Annotated in this window: 15 protein-coding genes and 1 pseudogene; 5 read left to right on the top strand and 11 right to left on the bottom strand. The window is 45.2% G+C overall.

Annotated features, from left to right (window positions below):
• Positions 1-38 precede the first annotated feature (38 nt).
• From BN1234_RS19460 to rpmH, 11 genes are all read right to left on the bottom strand, one after another.
• Entirely contained in the window at positions 39-1,187 is a 1,149-nt protein-coding gene (locus BN1234_RS19460) for an aminotransferase class V-fold PLP-dependent enzyme (RefSeq protein WP_054958299.1), read from the bottom strand.
• Positions 1,188-1,413: 226 nt separating this feature from the next.
• Positions 1,414-2,253, bottom strand: a complete 840-nt coding sequence (locus BN1234_RS19455; RefSeq protein ID WP_054958298.1) for a ParB/RepB/Spo0J family partition protein — start codon at positions 2,251-2,253, stop codon at positions 1,414-1,416.
• Complete coding sequence (locus tag BN1234_RS19450) at positions 2,246-3,007, bottom strand: ParA family protein (RefSeq protein WP_054958297.1); 762 nt, start codon at positions 3,005-3,007, stop codon at positions 2,246-2,248. Before BN1234_RS19450 ends, BN1234_RS19455 begins: the two co-directional genes overlap by 8 nt.
• 292 nt (positions 3,008-3,299) lie before the next feature.
• Entirely contained in the window at positions 3,300-4,118 is an 819-nt protein-coding gene (gene noc, locus BN1234_RS19445; protein ID WP_054958296.1) for a nucleoid occlusion protein, read from the bottom strand.
• A 570-nt stretch (positions 4,119-4,688) separates the two neighbouring features.
• Entirely contained in the window at positions 4,689-5,411 is a 723-nt protein-coding gene (rsmG, locus tag BN1234_RS19440; RefSeq protein ID WP_054958295.1) for a 16S rRNA (guanine(527)-N(7))-methyltransferase RsmG, read from the bottom strand.
• 8 nt (positions 5,412-5,419) lie between these two features.
• Positions 5,420-7,306, bottom strand: coding sequence for a tRNA uridine-5-carboxymethylaminomethyl(34) synthesis enzyme MnmG (gene mnmG, locus BN1234_RS19435; protein ID WP_054958294.1), 1,887 nt, complete (start codon positions 7,304-7,306; stop codon positions 5,420-5,422).
• A gap of 42 nt (positions 7,307-7,348) precedes the next feature.
• Positions 7,349-8,725: a tRNA uridine-5-carboxymethylaminomethyl(34) synthesis GTPase MnmE gene (gene mnmE / locus BN1234_RS19430; protein WP_054958293.1), complete on the bottom strand. Its 1,377-nt coding sequence runs from the start codon at positions 8,723-8,725 to the stop codon at positions 7,349-7,351.
• A gap of 110 nt (positions 8,726-8,835) precedes the next feature.
• Entirely contained in the window at positions 8,836-9,624 is a 789-nt protein-coding gene (gene jag / locus BN1234_RS19425; RefSeq protein ID WP_054958292.1) for an RNA-binding cell elongation regulator Jag/EloR, read from the bottom strand.
• Positions 9,621-10,517 (bottom strand): YidC/Oxa1 family membrane protein insertase, encoded by an 897-nt coding sequence (locus tag BN1234_RS19420; protein WP_054958291.1) that lies wholly within the window; start codon positions 10,515-10,517, stop codon positions 9,621-9,623. The genes jag and BN1234_RS19420 overlap by 4 nt, the downstream gene beginning before the upstream one ends.
• A gap of 72 nt (positions 10,518-10,589) precedes the next feature.
• The gene (gene rnpA, locus BN1234_RS19415; RefSeq protein WP_054958290.1) at positions 10,590-10,940 is read right to left on the bottom strand and encodes a ribonuclease P protein component; all 351 of its coding nucleotides are present in this window, start codon (positions 10,938-10,940) and stop codon (positions 10,590-10,592) included.
• Between the two features lie 196 nt (positions 10,941-11,136).
• Positions 11,137-11,271 carry a 50S ribosomal protein L34 gene (gene rpmH, locus BN1234_RS19410; protein ID WP_054958289.1) on the bottom strand — a complete coding sequence of 45 codons (135 nt, stop codon included), beginning with the start codon at positions 11,269-11,271 and terminating at the stop codon, positions 11,137-11,139.
• Positions 11,272-11,723: 452 nt separating this feature from the next.
• Here rpmH and gnd point away from each other — a divergent pair, with 452 nt between their 5' ends.
• The 5 genes and pseudogenes from gnd to BN1234_RS22035 form a co-directional block, all read left to right on the top strand.
• The gene (gene gnd / locus BN1234_RS19405; RefSeq protein WP_054958288.1) at positions 11,724-12,623 is read left to right on the top strand and encodes a phosphogluconate dehydrogenase (NAD(+)-dependent, decarboxylating); all 900 of its coding nucleotides are present in this window, start codon (positions 11,724-11,726) and stop codon (positions 12,621-12,623) included.
• A gap of 113 nt (positions 12,624-12,736) precedes the next feature.
• Entirely contained in the window at positions 12,737-13,429 is a 693-nt protein-coding gene (locus BN1234_RS19400) for a GntR family transcriptional regulator (protein WP_054958287.1), read from the top strand.
• Between the two features lie 112 nt (positions 13,430-13,541).
• Positions 13,542-15,083: a gluconokinase gene (gene gntK / locus BN1234_RS19395; protein ID WP_054958334.1), complete on the top strand. Its 1,542-nt coding sequence runs from the start codon at positions 13,542-13,544 to the stop codon at positions 15,081-15,083.
• A 562-nt stretch (positions 15,084-15,645) separates the two neighbouring features.
• Positions 15,646-16,992, top strand: coding sequence for a chromosomal replication initiator protein DnaA (gene dnaA, locus BN1234_RS19390; protein ID WP_054958286.1), 1,347 nt, complete (start codon positions 15,646-15,648; stop codon positions 16,990-16,992).
• Between the two features lie 201 nt (positions 16,993-17,193).
• Positions 17,194-17,324: pseudogene (locus BN1234_RS22035) on the top strand (DNA polymerase III subunit beta); the annotation flags it as partial.

Raw genomic sequence — 17,324 nt, 5'->3', positions numbered from 1 at the left:
ACGTTCTTCATTCCTTCTCCTCAATCTTCATCAATAGATCAAGCCTGGATTTTAGCCAAGGCCTCTACCATAATATCAACATCTTCTTTACTCGTCCATATCCCTACACTGGCTCTCACAGCGCCAGTATTTTCTGTGCCTGCCGACATATGTGCCAGTGGTGTGCAGTGAAACCCCGCTCGTACTGCAATACCATATTCTCGATCCAATTTAAACGCAAGTTCTGATGCATCCCTATTTTCCACTACAAAGGATACAATCCCCGTTCTTGGCTCACCTAATTCGGGGCCTAACATTTTCATTCCCCTTACAGAAGCCAGTCCTTCCATCATGCGCTGTGTAAGCTCCCACTCATGACGGTATATATATTCCGGTGTCCATTCTAACACTTTTCTCACACCGGCATCCAGGCCAGCATAGCCTACAACATTAGGAGTCCCCGCCTCATACCGGTCCGGTCTTACACTCGGTTGATCAATAGCTTCAGACTGACTGCCTGTCCCCCCATGCATTAAAGGCTCTACATCTATATCAGGCGAGATATACAGCCCCCCTGTCCCTTGTGGTCCGAGGAGTCCCTTATGGCCTGGAAAAGCCAGCATTCCAATCTTCATTTCCTCAACATCAATAGACAACATGCCAGCGCTCTGTGCTGCATCCACAAGAAGTATTGCCCCATGGGATGCCGCAAGCTCCCCTATATTTTTGATCGGGAGAATAGAACCAAGCAGATTGGAGCTATGATTGCAGACCACAAGTCGAGTCTGATGATTAAACAGCCCCTCCACCTCTTTCAAATCCACCTGACCATTCATAGTCACGGGAACATAATCCACCTTTATTCCGATCGTCCGCTTCAAATACTCTAACGGCCTTCTGGCTGAATTATGTTCAACCATGGTTGCAATTACATGATCTCCTTCACGAAGGAACCCCTTGATTGCTAAATTCAACGCCTCTGTTGTATTGCCAGTTAGTACAATATCATTCGGGTTATTGACATTAAACAATTGAGCCAGTGCTCTGCGCGTGTTATAAAGCACTCTTGATGCGTTCAAGGCCATGCGATGGCTTCCCCGTCCCGGATTAGCCCCTGCGACTTCCATCGCCCTCTTCATAGCTTCCACCACCTCTGGAGGCTTTGGCCATGAAGTGGCCGCATGATCCAGATAAATAACTGAACCCATATCAGCCCCTCCTTGAATTGACTAAACATAACGTTCAATCCGGTTCGATACGATGCTATATTATATAACCATTCACATTCTTTTTATCTTCGAATTAAAAAAAGACATGCCCTGTTCCCTCAAGGAACACCGACATGTCTTTCTCCATCAAGATGTGATATCCCACAATTATGCCATTATAAATTCCTTTGAGCATCTCCGGCACGCAGTTCAATCTTATAGCATACTACTGCAGCAGCTCAAGCAAGCGTTCCAAATCCTGTTTGCTGTAATAGTTCAGCTCAATCTTTCCTTTATCTTTATTATGTTTTATTTTAACGGTGGTTTTAAAACGTTCGCGAAGATTTTCCTCCACATGATCAATATATGGATCTCTTTTCTTCACTTTCACTTTATCTTTATCCTGAGATTTACGATCCAGGTTCTTCACTGCTTCTTCAAGCTCACGCACACTCCACTCTTGCTCCACGCATTGCTTCGCCAATTGCTTTACGAGAACAGGATCCTTCAAGCCTACGATCGCCCGCGCATGTCCCATGGATAATGTTCCACGTGAAACATTCTCTTTAACTTCATCAGGCAAAGATAACAGTCTTAAGAAATTGGCAATGTGTGAACGCGACTTACCAACCTTCAAAGACAGCTCCTCTTGCGTTAGGGAAAACTCTTCCATAAGACCTTGGTAAGCAACAGCTATTTCCATAGCGTTTAAGTTCTCACGTTGCAGGTTCTCGATCAGGGCAATCTCCATTACCTGTTGATCTGTAAATGAACGAACTACAGCAGGTACGGTAGCCTTTCCGCAATATTGTGATGCCCGAAAACGACGCTCCCCGGCAATGATCTCATATCCTTTAAGAACACTTCTTACAATAATCGGCTGAATTACGCCATGCTGCCGAATAGATTCAGCAAGCTCCTGGATCGCTTCTTCATTGAACGTTTTCCGAGGCTGATACGGGTTCGCCCGCAGCTGACTAATTGGGATATCAACAACCTTATCATCCTCATGAATAGATAAGGAAGGAATAAGTGCATCCAACCCTTTTCCTAAACGTTTACTCATAAGAGATCACTTCCTTTGCCAACTCCAAGTATACTTCCGCACCTTTTGAACGAGGATCGTATGTAATGATCGATTGTCCATGAGAAGGCGCCTCGCTCAAACGGATATTTCTAGGGATAATGGTTTTGTACACTTTTTCTTGAAAATACTTTTTCACTTCTTCAATGACCTGGATTCCCAAGTTGGTTCGCGCATCAAGCATCGTAAGCAGTACACCTTCAATTTTGAGAGATGTATTCAGATGCTTCTGTACCAACCGCACCGTATTTAAAAGCTGGCTCAACCCTTCCAACGCATAATATTCGCATTGAATCGGAATAATGACCGAGTCCGCAGCCGTTAGTGAGTTAATGGTAAGAATACCGAGTGACGGAGGACAGTCGATCAGAATATAGTCGTAATAGGGTTTCACCAATTGGAGGGATTTCTTCAGCCGCACCTCACGCGAAATCGTTGGGACTAGCTCGATTTCCGCACCTGCTAATTGAATAGTAGCCGGAATAATATCTAACCCATCGATGTTCGTTGAATTAATCGCATCCTTAGGATGAACCTCATTAATAATGATATCGTAAATGCAGTTCTCAACATCGGCTTTATTAATGCCGACACCACTGGTCGTGTTCCCTTGGGGATCAATATCCACCAAAAGCACCCGTTTGCCTAGTGAAGCCAGTCCAGCGCCCAGATTGACGGAGGTTGTAGTTTTACCTACCCCGCCCTTTTGATTAGCTATGGCAATTGTTTTAGACACTCATTTCACCTCAATGTAGGAAGACTCTTCTAAGTAGACTTCAATAGATGATATACAGTAGATAAGCTGTATATTGCACATTTGGATATTTACCGTCCTGCTAGGGACAGTAATTGAACGGTTAAGCGCAATCCGCTGGGTTCGGACACGAAACCATTTTTTGAAGATTCAAGAATGTTTGCTCCAAAAAATGCCGTCTGTCTTCCTAGGAGGTTCATGCTAGAGATGCTTCTTAGGTCAACAGAAAAAGTGGCAAAAAATCACCACTCCCACGCTTTCATGTCATACGTTCTTAACGTTTGGGAATTTTAATGACGATCTCGTAATGGTCCTCGTGATCATTTTCTGTCGTTTTAATAGCCATACCCGAACCTGAAACCATATCAATGGATTGACGAATGGTGTTTAATGCAAGCCGCACATCTTTACTATAAGAGATCCGCTTGGCTTTCTTCACCGTCGTTACTTCTTTATAAAATGCCACACGAGCTTCCGTCTGCTTCACATTCAATTCTTTAGCAATTACTTCAGCCAGCAACTTCAATTGCGTTTCTTCATTATCAAGAGATAACAACGCACGAGCATGACGCTCTGTAATTTTCCGTTCCATAAGCGCCTGCTTCACTTCTTCCGGCAGCTGCAGCAGTCGAATTTTGTTAGCAATGGTGGATTGGCTCTTACCGAGTCGCTGTGCAAGACTCTCCTGCGTCAGCTGGTGAAGATCAATCAGCTTCTGATAAGCGACTGCCTCTTCAATCGAAGTGAGACCTTCCCGCTGTAAATTCTCAATCAGCGCAATCGATGCCGCTTGGGAATCATTAAAATCACGAATGATCGCAGGAATCGTATCCAAACCTAGCTTTTTAACCGCACGCCAACGACGCTCACCGGCAATAATCTCATATGCGCCATTACGGATCCGAACGACAATCGGTTGAATGACACCATGTGTTTTAATCGTCTGAAGCAGTTCATCGATCTTATCATCATCAAAAACCGTACGCGGTTGGTATGGGCTGCTAACAACCTCATCCACCGGGATTTGCCTCACTTCATCCCCGTTATTTCGTTCCGCCGCTAAGCCAAACAACTTCGAAAATTGTTCTTTCATTCCGTATATTACCACCTAATTTCATGATAGCACGATAATACCCACGCCTCTATCCTGTACTGGAAATGCAACGATTCGGTATCCGGCATGAACAGCGAAGTTACCCTGTTCGTTAAGAACAGCATTCTTTTAAGCCTTAGACCTAATCTTTGCGAAGCAGGCATTACCTTGCATAAAACATTACATTTACTCATGACATCAGCAAAAAAACGGACCGGTTTATGTCCGTCCTCTATCATCTGGTTCTACGATTCTATTCTACCACTATTTGTTCTATAATCCTATTCTACAAACTCACCATTTTTTCCTGCAATTTTAGTATTTATACACAAAATCCTCTAGAATACGATTCTTATAAAGCAGATCTTTAATTGGGTAAAATAAGACATTCATGCTGACCTGAACCGAATGATTGTTTGAGTTTGAATTGATATTATAAAGCATAGTAATCTACATTCTATAAACTTGCTCACTCTTCTTTTGTGTTGGAATATGACTTGTCGTATAAACAAAGAAAAAAGGAATGTTTCACGTGAAACATTCCTTAAAGAGTACTATGAATGATCTGTTTTAAATAAGTGGTGTTCTCGAAGCTGTTCCTGCTTTGCGTGGATATTTTGATGGCGTTGGTCCTTTTTTATCGATCACAACAATATGCCGGTCTGACTCCTCCACAGGAAGCTGGAACGAGTGCACCTTATGAAGCGCACCTCTTAACTCCTTCAAGCTGCGAGCAGCCTCTTCAATCTCTTCGGCTGGGTTGCTTCCCTTCATTGCTGCGAATTGCCCACCTACCTTTACAAAAGGCAGACAGAATTCATTCAGAACAGCCATACGGGCAACTGCACGTGCTGTAACCAGATCAAAGCCATCACGATATCCGTGTTTGCGAGCCACTTCCTCTGCCCTGCCGTGCAGTAATTCAACATTCTCAAGCCCGATCGATTCTGCAACATGCTTCAGGAAATTAATCCGTTTGTTGAGCGAATCGACGATCGTTAGTTTAATATGAGGAAAACAAATTTTTAACGGAATGCCAGGAAACCCGGCACCTGACCCGATGTCAGCCAATGATCCTACCTTTTTAAGATCCACATAAAAGGCAAGACTGATCGAATCGTAAAAATGTTTCATATACACCTGATCACGTTCTGTAATACCTGTCAGGTTCATTTTTTCATTCCACTCAACCAGTATTTTGAAGTAATTCTCGAACTGGTCCAACTGCTTATCATTTATAGTAATACCGCGCTCTTCGAGGCGATCTACAAAGTCCTTTTGAATCGAGTCCATAACTGGGTTTATCCTTTCGCTGCGGTCACCCGGTTGTAATGCTCCAGGTAAACCAGAAGAATAGAAATGTCTGCTGGAGTAACTCCACCAATACGCGAAGCCTGGCCGATCGATATCGGACGGATTTTGTTAAGCTTCTGTCTTGCTTCTATAGCCAATCCATGAATATCATCATAGACAATATCCGCTGGAATCCGCTTCTTCTCCATCTTCTGCAGACGCTCCACATGACTGAGCTGCTTCTCAATGTATCCGGCATATTTAATTTGAATTTCGACCTGCTCCTTCATTTCCTCATCCAAATCAAATGGGGACGGAGATAAGGATTCAATCATGGCAAAAGTGATCTCAGGCCGGCGCAGGATCGTCAGCAGATTGCTTCCATCCTGGATTGCTGCAGATCCTGCAGCTTCGAGCATTTCGTTCACCTCAGAAGGCTTCACTTTACATTGACCAAGACGCTCTTTCTCCTGCTCAACGAGTGATTTTTTGCGGAGGAACTGCTCGTAACGTTCTTCAGAAATCAGTCCGATCTCATGACCAATATCCGTTAAGCGCATATCAGCATTGTCATGACGGAGAAGCAAACGGTATTCTGCGCGAGAAGTAAGCAGACGATAAGGTTCATTCGTTCCTTTCGTCACCAGGTCATCGATCAGAACACCAATATATCCCTGGGAACGATCCAGGACGACCGGTTCCTTACCCTGAACTTTGCGTGCTGCATTAATACCTGCCATAATTCCTTGACCTGCTGCCTCTTCATAACCGGATGTACCGTTGATTTGTCCAGCTGTGAACAATCCTGGCAGGCGCTTCGTTTCAAGCGATGGCCACAACTGTGTTGGAACCATCGCATCATATTCAATCGCATAACCGTTACGCATGATTTCTGCTTTTTCAAGTCCCGGTACGCTGCGGAGAATCGCCTGCTGAACATCTTCCGGCATACTTGTAGAAAGTCCTTGCACGTAATATTCCTTTGTATTCTTCCCTTCAGGCTCCAGGAATATTTGGTGCTTGGTTTTATCCGCGAATCGTACTACTTTATCCTCAATGGAAGGACAATAACGAGGACCTGTTCCTTCAATGACACCTGAGAACATCGGTGCACGGTGAAGATTATCATTAATAATCTGGTGTGTCTCCACCGAGGTGTATGTTAACCAGCACGGAAGCTGCTCATTATCTGAAGATTTGGTTTCATAAGAGAAAAATTTTGGTTTCTCATCGCCTGGCTGAATCTCGGTTTTCGAAAAGTCGATCGTATCTTTGTGCACACGCGGAGGTGTACCCGTCTTGAATCGAACCAGATCAAATCCTAGCTCCTTCAAGTTCTGGGCCAGCTTCACAGAAGGCTGCTGGTTGTTAGGTCCGCTCTCGTACATGAGCTCACCCATGATGATTTTACCGCGCAAATAGGTTCCTGTTGTCAAAACAACGGCTTTAGCACGGTATTCTGTACCTGTCTGTGTAACAATACCAACACACTCTCCATCTTCAACCACAAGGCGGTCGACCATACCTTGACGAAGAGTTAGCTTTTCTTCCTTCTCCATCGTTTCTTTCATAGTATGCTGATAGGAAAACTTGTCAGCTTGGGCACGCAGTGCATGCACAGCCGGGCCTTTCCCTGTATTCAGCATACGCATTTGAATAAATGTCTTATCGATGTTACGGCCCATCTCGCCGCCTAACGCATCGATCTCACGCACGACATGCCCTTTCGCCGGTCCGCCAATCGACGGATTACAAGGCATAAATGCAACCATATCCAAGTTGATCGTAACCATCAACGTTTCCGCACCCATACGGGCGGATGCCAAGGCAGCTTCACAGCCGGCATGACCTGCGCCAACAACAATCACGTCGTAGGTACGCCCTACATAACTCATGGCAAACCCTCCTGTTTTCATGTTTATATATTGAACTCCAGCTTATTTTCCAAGACAAAATTGCGAGAATATCTGGTCGATTAGCGAATCGCCAACCGCTTCCCCTAAAATCTCACCAAGCTGCTCCCATGCAAGCCGTACATCGATCTGAATCATATCAATCGGAATGTACTGATCCGCTGCTTCATAAGCATCCATCAGAGACTTTTTAGCTTTCTTGAGCAGAGCAATATGCCGAACATTACTCACATATGTTAAGTCTCCGCCCTCTATCTTACCACTGAAGAACAGGCGAGAGATAGCATCTTCCAAACGATCAATTCCTTCTTGCGCCTTAACAGACATCGGAACAATCAGCTCATCCGGATAAAACCGGCGGACAATGTCCATATCCAGCTGAGACGGTAAGTCCATTTTATTCATAATTACAATGCATTGTCTACCGCGTATTTGTTCCATCAGTTCCAATTCATCTTCATGTAACGGCTCGTTAGCGTTCAGCACAAGCAGAATCAGATCCGCTTCACTTACAGCGTGCTTCGAGCGCTCAACCCCGATTTTCTCCACCACGTCCATCGTCTCCCGGATACCTGCCGTATCCAGCAGCTTGAGCGGAATATTGTTGATCGTAACGAATTCTTCAATGACATCCCGTGTTGTCCCCGGGATATCCGTCACAATGGCTTTGTTATCATGAGCCAGCGTATTAAGAAGTGACGATTTACCCACATTCGGACGGCCAACAATCGCTGTTGTTATTCCCTCACGCAAAATCTTTCCTTCTTGAGCGGTCTTAAGCAGCTTATCAATCTCATCCATAACGAAGCGGCTCTTATCCTTGATAAACTCAGAAGTAAGTGATTCCACATCATGCTCCGGATAGTCGATATTCACTTCAATATGTGCCAAGGTTTCCACCAGGGTATGACGCAGATCTTTAATTTTGCGGGAAAGTGTACCTTCCACCTGTTTCAACGCAACCGAGAAAGCACGGTCCGATTTCGACCGGATCAAATCAATAACAGCCTCTGCTTGAGACAAATCAATTCTTCCATTCAAAAAAGCACGCTTGGTAAATTCCCCGGGTTCAGCAAGGCGGATATTTTGTTGAAGCAAAAGATCCATCACCCGCTTCACCGCAATCACACCGCCGTGTGCACTGATCTCAACCACATCTTCTGTCGTGAATGAGCGCGGCGCTCTCATCACGGTGACGAGAACCTCCTCCAGATTGTCCCGGCTGACCGGGTCCATAATATGCCCGTAATGAACCGTATGGGAATCCGCCTCGGTTAATCTCGTCTTACTCTTGAAAATCTTCTCTACTTCCATTATTGCTTCGGGACCGCTGACGCGAATAATCGCGATACCTCCCTCACCAACCGCTGTTGAAATCGCAGCAATCGTATCACTCAACATGAAATTCACCTTCTTCTACTCATCATTTATGGTGGTAACAAGCTCTTTAACGCTTCAATAAAAAACAATGACTCCCTACTACCGCCCAGGAGTCATTGCGTCATATATCTTTACTGCTGCTTCAAGGTAATTACGATCCGGCGATTAGGTTCCTCGCCCTTACTGTACGTCTTCACTTGAGCATGATTTTGTAATCTAAAATGAATAATCTTACGCTCGGCTGCCGGCATTGGCTCAAGTACAACCTCTTTCCGTGTCTTCACGGCACGTGCAGCCAATCGATCAGCCAGCTCCTCGAGCGTTTTCTTACGTCGTTCACGGAAATTCTCGGCGTCCAGGATAATCCGGACGTAATGATCAGAATAGCGATTCGCTACGATATTAACCAAATACTGCAGAGCATCCAGCGTCTGGCCTCTACGCCCAATCATGAGTCCGAGTCCGCTGCCGGAAACATGAAGGGTCGTAAACTCCTTGCCATGCTCCACATCTACAGAGACGTTAAGCCCCATAGCCTTTCCCGTTTCAATCAAAAAGCTTACCGCTTCACGGTAAGGATCTACTTCCTTACGTTTAACAGCATCCTCATTCTTGTCTACAGATAAGCTGGCAGTCTCGTCTTTCTCTGAGACCAAGGTCGCCGATGCCTTCTGTACTTCAAGTGTAGGGGCTGCCTGCTTAACGGAGGCAAAGTCTTGATTAAGCTTCTCGCCGCCGGTACTGACGGAGTTAAGCGTAAGCTGAACTTTAGCTTCCTTTACTCCGAACAGCCCCAGGAATCCTTTTGACGGCTGACTCAGAATTTGAACCGATACCTGGTCCCGACTTACACCCCAATGGGCTAGCCCTTGCTCGACAGCATCCTCAACGGTTTTTCCTGTTGCGACGATAGTACTCATCTCGACTTTTTAGCTCCTTTTTTACCTTTTTTCCCGTTCTTAGGCCCTTTGCTTGGACCTTTGCTTGGACCTTTGCTTTGACTTGTGCTTGTGCTAGTGCTTGCTGTTTTCACATTGGCAATAGCTGCATTCTTGTCATTGTTGCGGTATAAAAAGTAGTTCTGAACAATGGTGTACAGGTTACTGTAGAACCAGTACAGCGGGAGCGCTGCCGGGAACTGGAACGACATCACGAAAATCAGAACCGGATATACGAACATCATGAACGTCATCATCCCTTGTTGAGGCGATGGGTTCATCTTCATCATCATTCTGGTCTGGAAGTACGTAGTGAACGCCGCCAAAACCGGCAAAATAAACATCTTGTCCGGTTCTCCGAGCTGCATCCATAAGAATTCATGCTCACGGAGAAGACCGTTATAGTAAATTGAATGATAAAGTGCGATAAAGATCGGCATTTGAACCAGCAGAGGTAAACAACCGGCCATCGGATTTACCTTGTTCTCCTGGAACAACTTCATGGTCTCCATCTGCGCTTTTTCAGGATTATCTTTATATTTCTCACGAATCTTAGCAATTTCAGGCTGAATCGCTTGCATTGCTTTCGAGCTTCGTACCTGCTTCAGTGTCAGCGGCAGGATCAATGTACGAACGATAAGCACCATAATCAGAACAGCTAAACCATATTCACCATTAAACCAAGTAGCAAATGTATCCAGAGCCCATGTGAAATAGTACACGACGTTACTCTGCCAGAAGCCACCATTTTTCAAGTCATCTATGGTACGCATCTGTTCTTCAGCCGGTGCACACCCAGATAAAACAGCCATTGCCATGACTAGCAAAGCTGTGATGAGGAACCATTTCCCTCGTCTTGTCTTCGTTAGCGACACTTCAAAACCCCTCTCTTAACATCCATTCCACGGTAAATCATAACATATTTGTATGGACAAATAAACTCAAGCTCAACCCTTCTTGGGTTTTAAAAGTGATGACTTCCGCAATACATGCAGCACGCTCTTCTCAAGCTCCTGATAGCTCTTGTTCAGCGCACCTTTTCTGACAATAAATATCAAATCAATATGGTCAATAATCTCATGCTGATGATGACGGACAATTTCCTTCACAAGCCGTCTCATCCGGTTGCGGACCACGGCATTGCCTACCTTTTTGCTGACCGACACCCCAGCCCGAAATTGCTCCACATCTCTTTTGCGAGACCAATACACCACAAATTGATGATTGGCAAAAGACTTCCCGTGTCGATAAACGCGGCTGAAGTCAGCCCGGTTTCGTAAACGCAGTTTTTTTTGCACCAGTCTCTCCCTGCCTGCCTCGGATCATTGGATCCATCGCCTTGTGGCATCTCACGGCATTTCTTCCTATATATAATAGTATGGTCATACCGCAATAGCGATAAACGACTCATCTAAAACTCATCATCAAGCACCAACCCAGCTCTATTACGAAAAAAAGACCACCTCGGTGGTCTTCGTGGCATCGTGGCACAAATTAAGCGCTCAATACTTTTCTGCCTTTTTGACGGCGGCTAGCCAAAACTTTACGTCCATTCTTGGAACTCATTCTTTTACGGAAGCCATGGTTCTTTTTACGTTTGCTCACGTTCGGTTTGAAAGTCTGTTTCATGATCTGTTGCACCCCCTTAAAGGAATCTGAATCTTTCCATATAACAAGTAGAAACGGTTCACCATGTTCATGGTCGTTTCTGCGGGAAATATAAGAAAATTGGACACCTTAGAATTTCTTATATTTTGAATAAAAACATTTTTACACTCACAGAAAATGCCTTTATATATTTAATCATAATCACCCATAGAAGTCAATCCAAACTTCCTTTATCATCCTACATAAGTTTTCCACAGGCTTGATATTGGATTCACGGATTATCGAATCATTTTCGAATAATTATCCCCATGTGGATAATTATTTTTTTTGTTATTTTTCATCCGTTGCTTTTAGGCATCATTCATATACGGATCATGTCTACTCTATGTTTACAGATATCATCATAAGGAGTAATATATTTATAGAATTAAGTTGTATACAAGTATACAATTTGGAAGGAGTTAAATTTATTTATGAAAATCGGTCTGATCGGCCTTGGAAAAATGGGTTTTAACCTGATGCAAAATCTGATTCGTCATGGTCATGAGGTCGTTGCATACGATGTAAACTCCGAGCTGGTTCAGCAATCGGCAGACCACGGAGCTGTAGGCGTTTCTTCCCTGGAAGACATGGCTGCTAACCTTTCAGCCCCTCGTATTGTATGGATGATGGTGCCTGCAGGGCATATCGTCGAATCGGTCATCGGGTCGATCACTCCCCTGCTGCAGCCAGGAGACATTTTGATTGACGGCGGAAACTCACACTATAAGGAATCCATTTCACGCGCAGAGATACTCTCCGAGCAAGGAATTCACTATTTTGATGCAGGCACATCCGGCGGGATGGAAGGTGCACATAACGGAGGCTGCTTCATGATTGGCGGCAACCGTGATGTCTTTACGATCATTGAACCCCTATTCAAAGATATGGCTGTCGAGAACGGATACTTGTATGCTGGAGAAAGCGGCAGCGGCCACTTTTTAAAAATGGTGCACAACGGCATTGAGTACGGCATGATGCAGTCCATTGCGGAAGGCTTTGAGGTGCTTGAGAAAAGTTCCTTCAACTATAACTTTGAAGATGTAGCCCGTGTCTGGTCTAACGGTTCTGTAATCCGCAGCTGGTTAATGGAGCTGACCCAGAGCGCTTTTTCCAAAGATCCGAAGCTCGAGGGCATTAAAGGTGTCATGAGATCATCAGGTGAAGGCAAGTGGACCGTAGAAACTGCTCTTGATCTGCAGGCCAGCGCGCCAGTGATTGCGATGTCCCTGTTTATGCGTTACCGCTCGTTGGATAATGATACGTTCCATGGTAAAGTCGTTGCAGCCCTTCGCAATGAATTCGGTGGACATGCTGTAGAAAAATCGGAATAGCCTTTAGGCTTGACCTTGCCCTATCTGCCCCGTTAAAGGACCACTCCATGGAGCGGCCCTTTCCGGGTATAATAATATAATGACCATTAGATATTTGAATGGAGATCATAGTCATGAAGTATCCAGCAACCTGGCTTCAGGGAGTCTCCCTCGGGGAGGCCATTACATGTGAATTACGGCTTCAGATCATTAACGGTACCATCAAGCCTGGAGAGAAGCTGTCGGAAAACCGCATTGCACACGCTTTCGAGGCAAGCCGCTCTCCCGTGCGCGAAGCTATGAAAACGCTGTCTAATGAAGGGCTGATACGGCTTGAGCGTATGGGCGCTGTTGTGATTGGATTATCGTTAAAGGATGTGGAGGAACTTTACGATGTCCGTTATCTGATCGATAGTTTTGTACAAGCCCATGTCTTCAAGAATCCGCATCCGGATCTGACGGGTCATCTAGAACAGATTATTGACCGGATGGAGCTCGCCGCCAAGCACCGGGATGCCATTGAATTCTCTTATCAGGATCTTTCTTTTCACGAAAAAATAATTAAGGAAGCGGGCCATAAGCGTATTTTTCATCTGTGGAAAAGCATTCGCCCTCTTGTCATGACGACAATGCTCATTACAACAGAGCAGATATTCAGCAGCGGTGAAGACAAAATCCGCTATGTAATCGATAAACACATCAAACTGGTACAGGAAATGAATTCTTTCGATCCGCAGCGGATTCAAACGGCGGTTCAGCATTATTTTGACGATTCACGCGCCACCCTTTATCAAGCTTTCCCAATGGATAGCAGCACCTTAGTATGATCGATTTCACATCATCCAAACCTAAGAGTGGGTACATATTTGTATAAATGAAACCTAGCCATTAGACTGAGTTCGAAGCACCTTATGTGGAAAGAAGGTATGCCTTTTGGATATGCTGAACTATATGATTGGTGTCGATATTGGAACGACCAGCACGAAAGCTGTGCTGTTTACGGAGAATGGAAAAATTATTGCCAAATCAGATGGCGAATACCCGCTTCACACCCCGGCTCCCGCTATTGCAGAGCAGGATCCGGATGAAATTTTCAAAAACGTAATCGCCTCGGTTAAAGGTGTTATGGATGCCAGCGGCATCAGGCCGGAGCAGGTCCTATTCGTCTCCTTCAGCGCCGCCATGCACAGCGTCATTGCGGTGGATGAAAACGGGAAGCCGCTGACCCGGTGCATAACATGGGCTGACAACCGAAGTGCGAAGTGGTCTGCACGGCTCAAAAAGGAGCTTGGCGGCCATGAACTTTACTTGCGTACCGGTACGCCAATCCATCCGATGTCACCCATCACAAAACTGTTATGGATGCGTCATGAGCAGGAAGATTTGTTTAACCAAGCTTCCAAATTCATTTCGATTAAAGAATATGTCTACTATCAATTGTTTCATCAATATGTGGTTGATCATTCAGTTGCTTCATCCACAGGGCTGTTTAATCTGAATACGTTGACCTGGGATGAAGAGGCTTTGAAAATCGCCGGTATTCAAGAAGATCGCTTGTCTGCCCTGGTGCCTACTACACACATCATGACAGGGCTGGATCAGAGCTTCGCGGATGCGATGGGTCTCTCCCCCTCCACCCCATTTGTGCTGGGGGCAACCGATGGCGTCCTGTCCAACTTGGGGGTTAATGCTATTCACCCGGGTGTGGTTGCAGCAACCATCGGAACAAGCGGGGCTATTCGAACCGTCGTGGATAAACCTATGACCGATCCTAAAGGGCGTATTTTTTGCTATGCTCTGACAGAGGACAAATGGGTTATCGGCGGGGCCGTAAATAATGGCGGCATGATCTTCCGCTGGGTTCGCGATCAGCTTGCCGCTTCGGAGGTCGAAACTGCCAAGCGGCTTGGTATCAATCCATATGACGTCCTGACGAAGATTGCAGAGCGTGTTGCCCCCGGCTCTGACGGCCTTCTGTTCCATCCTTACTTAACCGGAGAGCGGGCTCCTTTGTGGGACCCGAACGCTCGCGGCTCCTTTTTTGGACTGTCCCTGAATCACCGAAAAGAGCATATGATAAGGGCTGTGCTGGAAGGCGTCATTTTCAATATGTATACTGTCCTGTTAGCCATGGAAGAACAGATGGGCACACCCACCAGAATCCATGCGACAGGAGGATTTGCACGCTCTCCAATATGGCGTCAGATGATGGCGGATATTTTTGATCAGCAGGTTATTGTGCCGGAAAGCTATGAAAGCTCCTGCTTGGGCGCTGTTGTACTTGGTCTTTATGCCACTGGCAGAGCCGATTCGCTGGATATCGTGGCCGATATGGTCGGGGCTACGCATGAACACCAGCCAATCGATGATCATGCGGTTGCATACAAAGCGCTTCTGCCGATCTTTATCCGTATTTCGCGTAAACTGGAGGAAGATTACGAGGCAATTGCCGAGTTCCAGCAAAAATTCATAAAGCAGTAGCACCTGACTGTCTTATATCGTAAACACGCCGCTCCGAATGGAGCGGCGTGTTTTTTATATCATGATGTACCCCCTCACTAATGCCCTCATAAAAATCCTGTTGGAGGGAAAAAGAAAAAGTTACCCACAGGCAAATTTCCATAAGCATTTTTTCATTCCCGTCAAAAGAATACAACCTCCTTCAAATCCCGAGAACAACCTGTGCATAATTTTTCCCGTTTTGTTGCCTATGATGTCGAAACCTGAACAGATTATAAACAATATATAGTGGTGTGAATAAAAATTATGCACAACGTCTTGAATTTGTGGATAAAATCTGTTCACGCATTGAAAATAAGCCTTTCTTTTGCTATGATGATATTACTTTTGGATGTGAATATGTGAATGAACCCTTAATGTTATCAACAGGCTGTGGATAAAGTTGTGAACAATTTCAATTTATCCATAGTTTTTTGTTTTCACAAGAGTCTAGTATTGGGGATAAATCAACATTATTCATTTTCTTTCGACATTTCCACTCATGGCTCTAGCCACATTTGGAAGATTTAAAGGAGTGACAGTTTTGGACAGCCATACTTCCGAATTATGGCAGCAAATATTATCGATTATACAAACCAAGCTGAGCAAACCCAGTTTTGACACTTGGTTTAAAGCCACTAAAGCATTGACGCTGAATGATCACTCCGTTGTCATTTCCGCTCCAACGACATTTGCGGTGGAATGGCTGGAAAGCAGATATACGAAATTGGTCAGCTCGACGGTGTATGAAGTTATGGGAAAGCAGGTTGAGGTACGTTTTGTGATTGAAGAACCCAAAACGACCGAGCCCGCACCACAGCAGCCGTCTCCGCCCCTGCAGGTATCTAGCGATGAAATTCAGTCCCATATGCTGAATCAGAAATATACGTTCGACACCTTCGTAATTGGATCAGGCAACCGGTTTGCCCATGCTGCCTCGCTTGCCGTTGCCGAAGCTCCAGCGAAGGCTTACAACCCGCTGTTTCTTTATGGCGGTGTAGGACTCGGTAAAACGCATCTTATGCATGCGATCGGGCATTATATTTTGGAGCATAATCCCAGCAGTAAAGTGGTTTACATCTCGTCTGAGAAGTTCACGAACGAATTCATCAATTCGATCCGGGACAACAGAGCAGAGAGCTTCCGTAACAAATACCGGAACGTTGATATTCTGCTTATTGACGATATTCAGTTTCTGGCCGGTAAAGAATCAACCCAGGAGGAATTCTTCCATACCTTCAATGCGCTGCATGAAGAGCGGAAGCAGATCATTATTTCCAGTGACCGTCCTCCAAAAGAAATTCCAACGCTTGAAGAACGGCTTCGCTCCCGCTTCGAATGGGGCCTGATTACCGATATTCAGCCGCCGGATCTGGAGACCCGGATCGCTATTCTCCGCAAGAAGGCAAAGGCTGAGAATCTGGATATTCCGAACGAAGCAATGATGTATATCGCCAATCAGATCGATACGAACATCCGGGAGCTGGAAGGTGCGCTTATACGCGTCGTTGCCTATTCCTCGCTGACGAATCAGGATGTAACGACACATCTTGCCGCTGAAGCACTGAAAGATATTATCCCTTCAAGCCGTCCGCGAATGATTACGATTCAAGACATTCAGCAAAAGGTTGGAGAGTACTATAATCTGCGTATGGAAGATTTCAAAGCTCGGAAAAGAACGAAAGCTGTCGCCTTTCCGAGACAGATTGCCATGTACTTGTCCCGCGAGTTGACCGATTATTCGCTTCCTAAGATTGGGGAAGCCTTTGGCGGCCGGGATCATACGACGGTTATTCATGCCCACGAGAAAATCTCTCAATCCCTAAAGAATGATCAAGAGCTCTTTAAAGTTGTTAACAACCTTACGGAGAAAATCAAAAATCCATCCTGAACAAGTTCAAAGCCTATGCACAATCTATACACATGTGGATAGGCTTAATTTTATGCCCTTTCTTGGGCTTATCCACATATTCAGTGCCCCTACTACTGATACTATTAATAATTAATAAATAAATATCCATAAAGAAGGCATAGCATAACCGGCGCTGCCGGCATGAAAAACCCTTCTCATTTATCGCAAGGAGTGAAGCCCATGAAGATCAGCATATTAAAAAACGTTTTGAACGAGTCAATCCAGCACGTTTCCAAAGCGATTTCCAGCAGAACAACAATTCCTATCTTGAGCGGTATTAAATTAGACGTGAATCACCAAGGTGTGACCTT

It is taken from the genome of Paenibacillus dakarensis (genome assembly GCF_001373415.1).
Lineage (GTDB): Bacteria > Bacillota > Bacilli > Paenibacillales > Paenibacillaceae > Paenibacillus_AQ > Paenibacillus_AQ dakarensis.
Note: the sequence above shows the minus strand (reverse complement) of the source record. Positions and strands in the feature narration are given on the sequence as shown.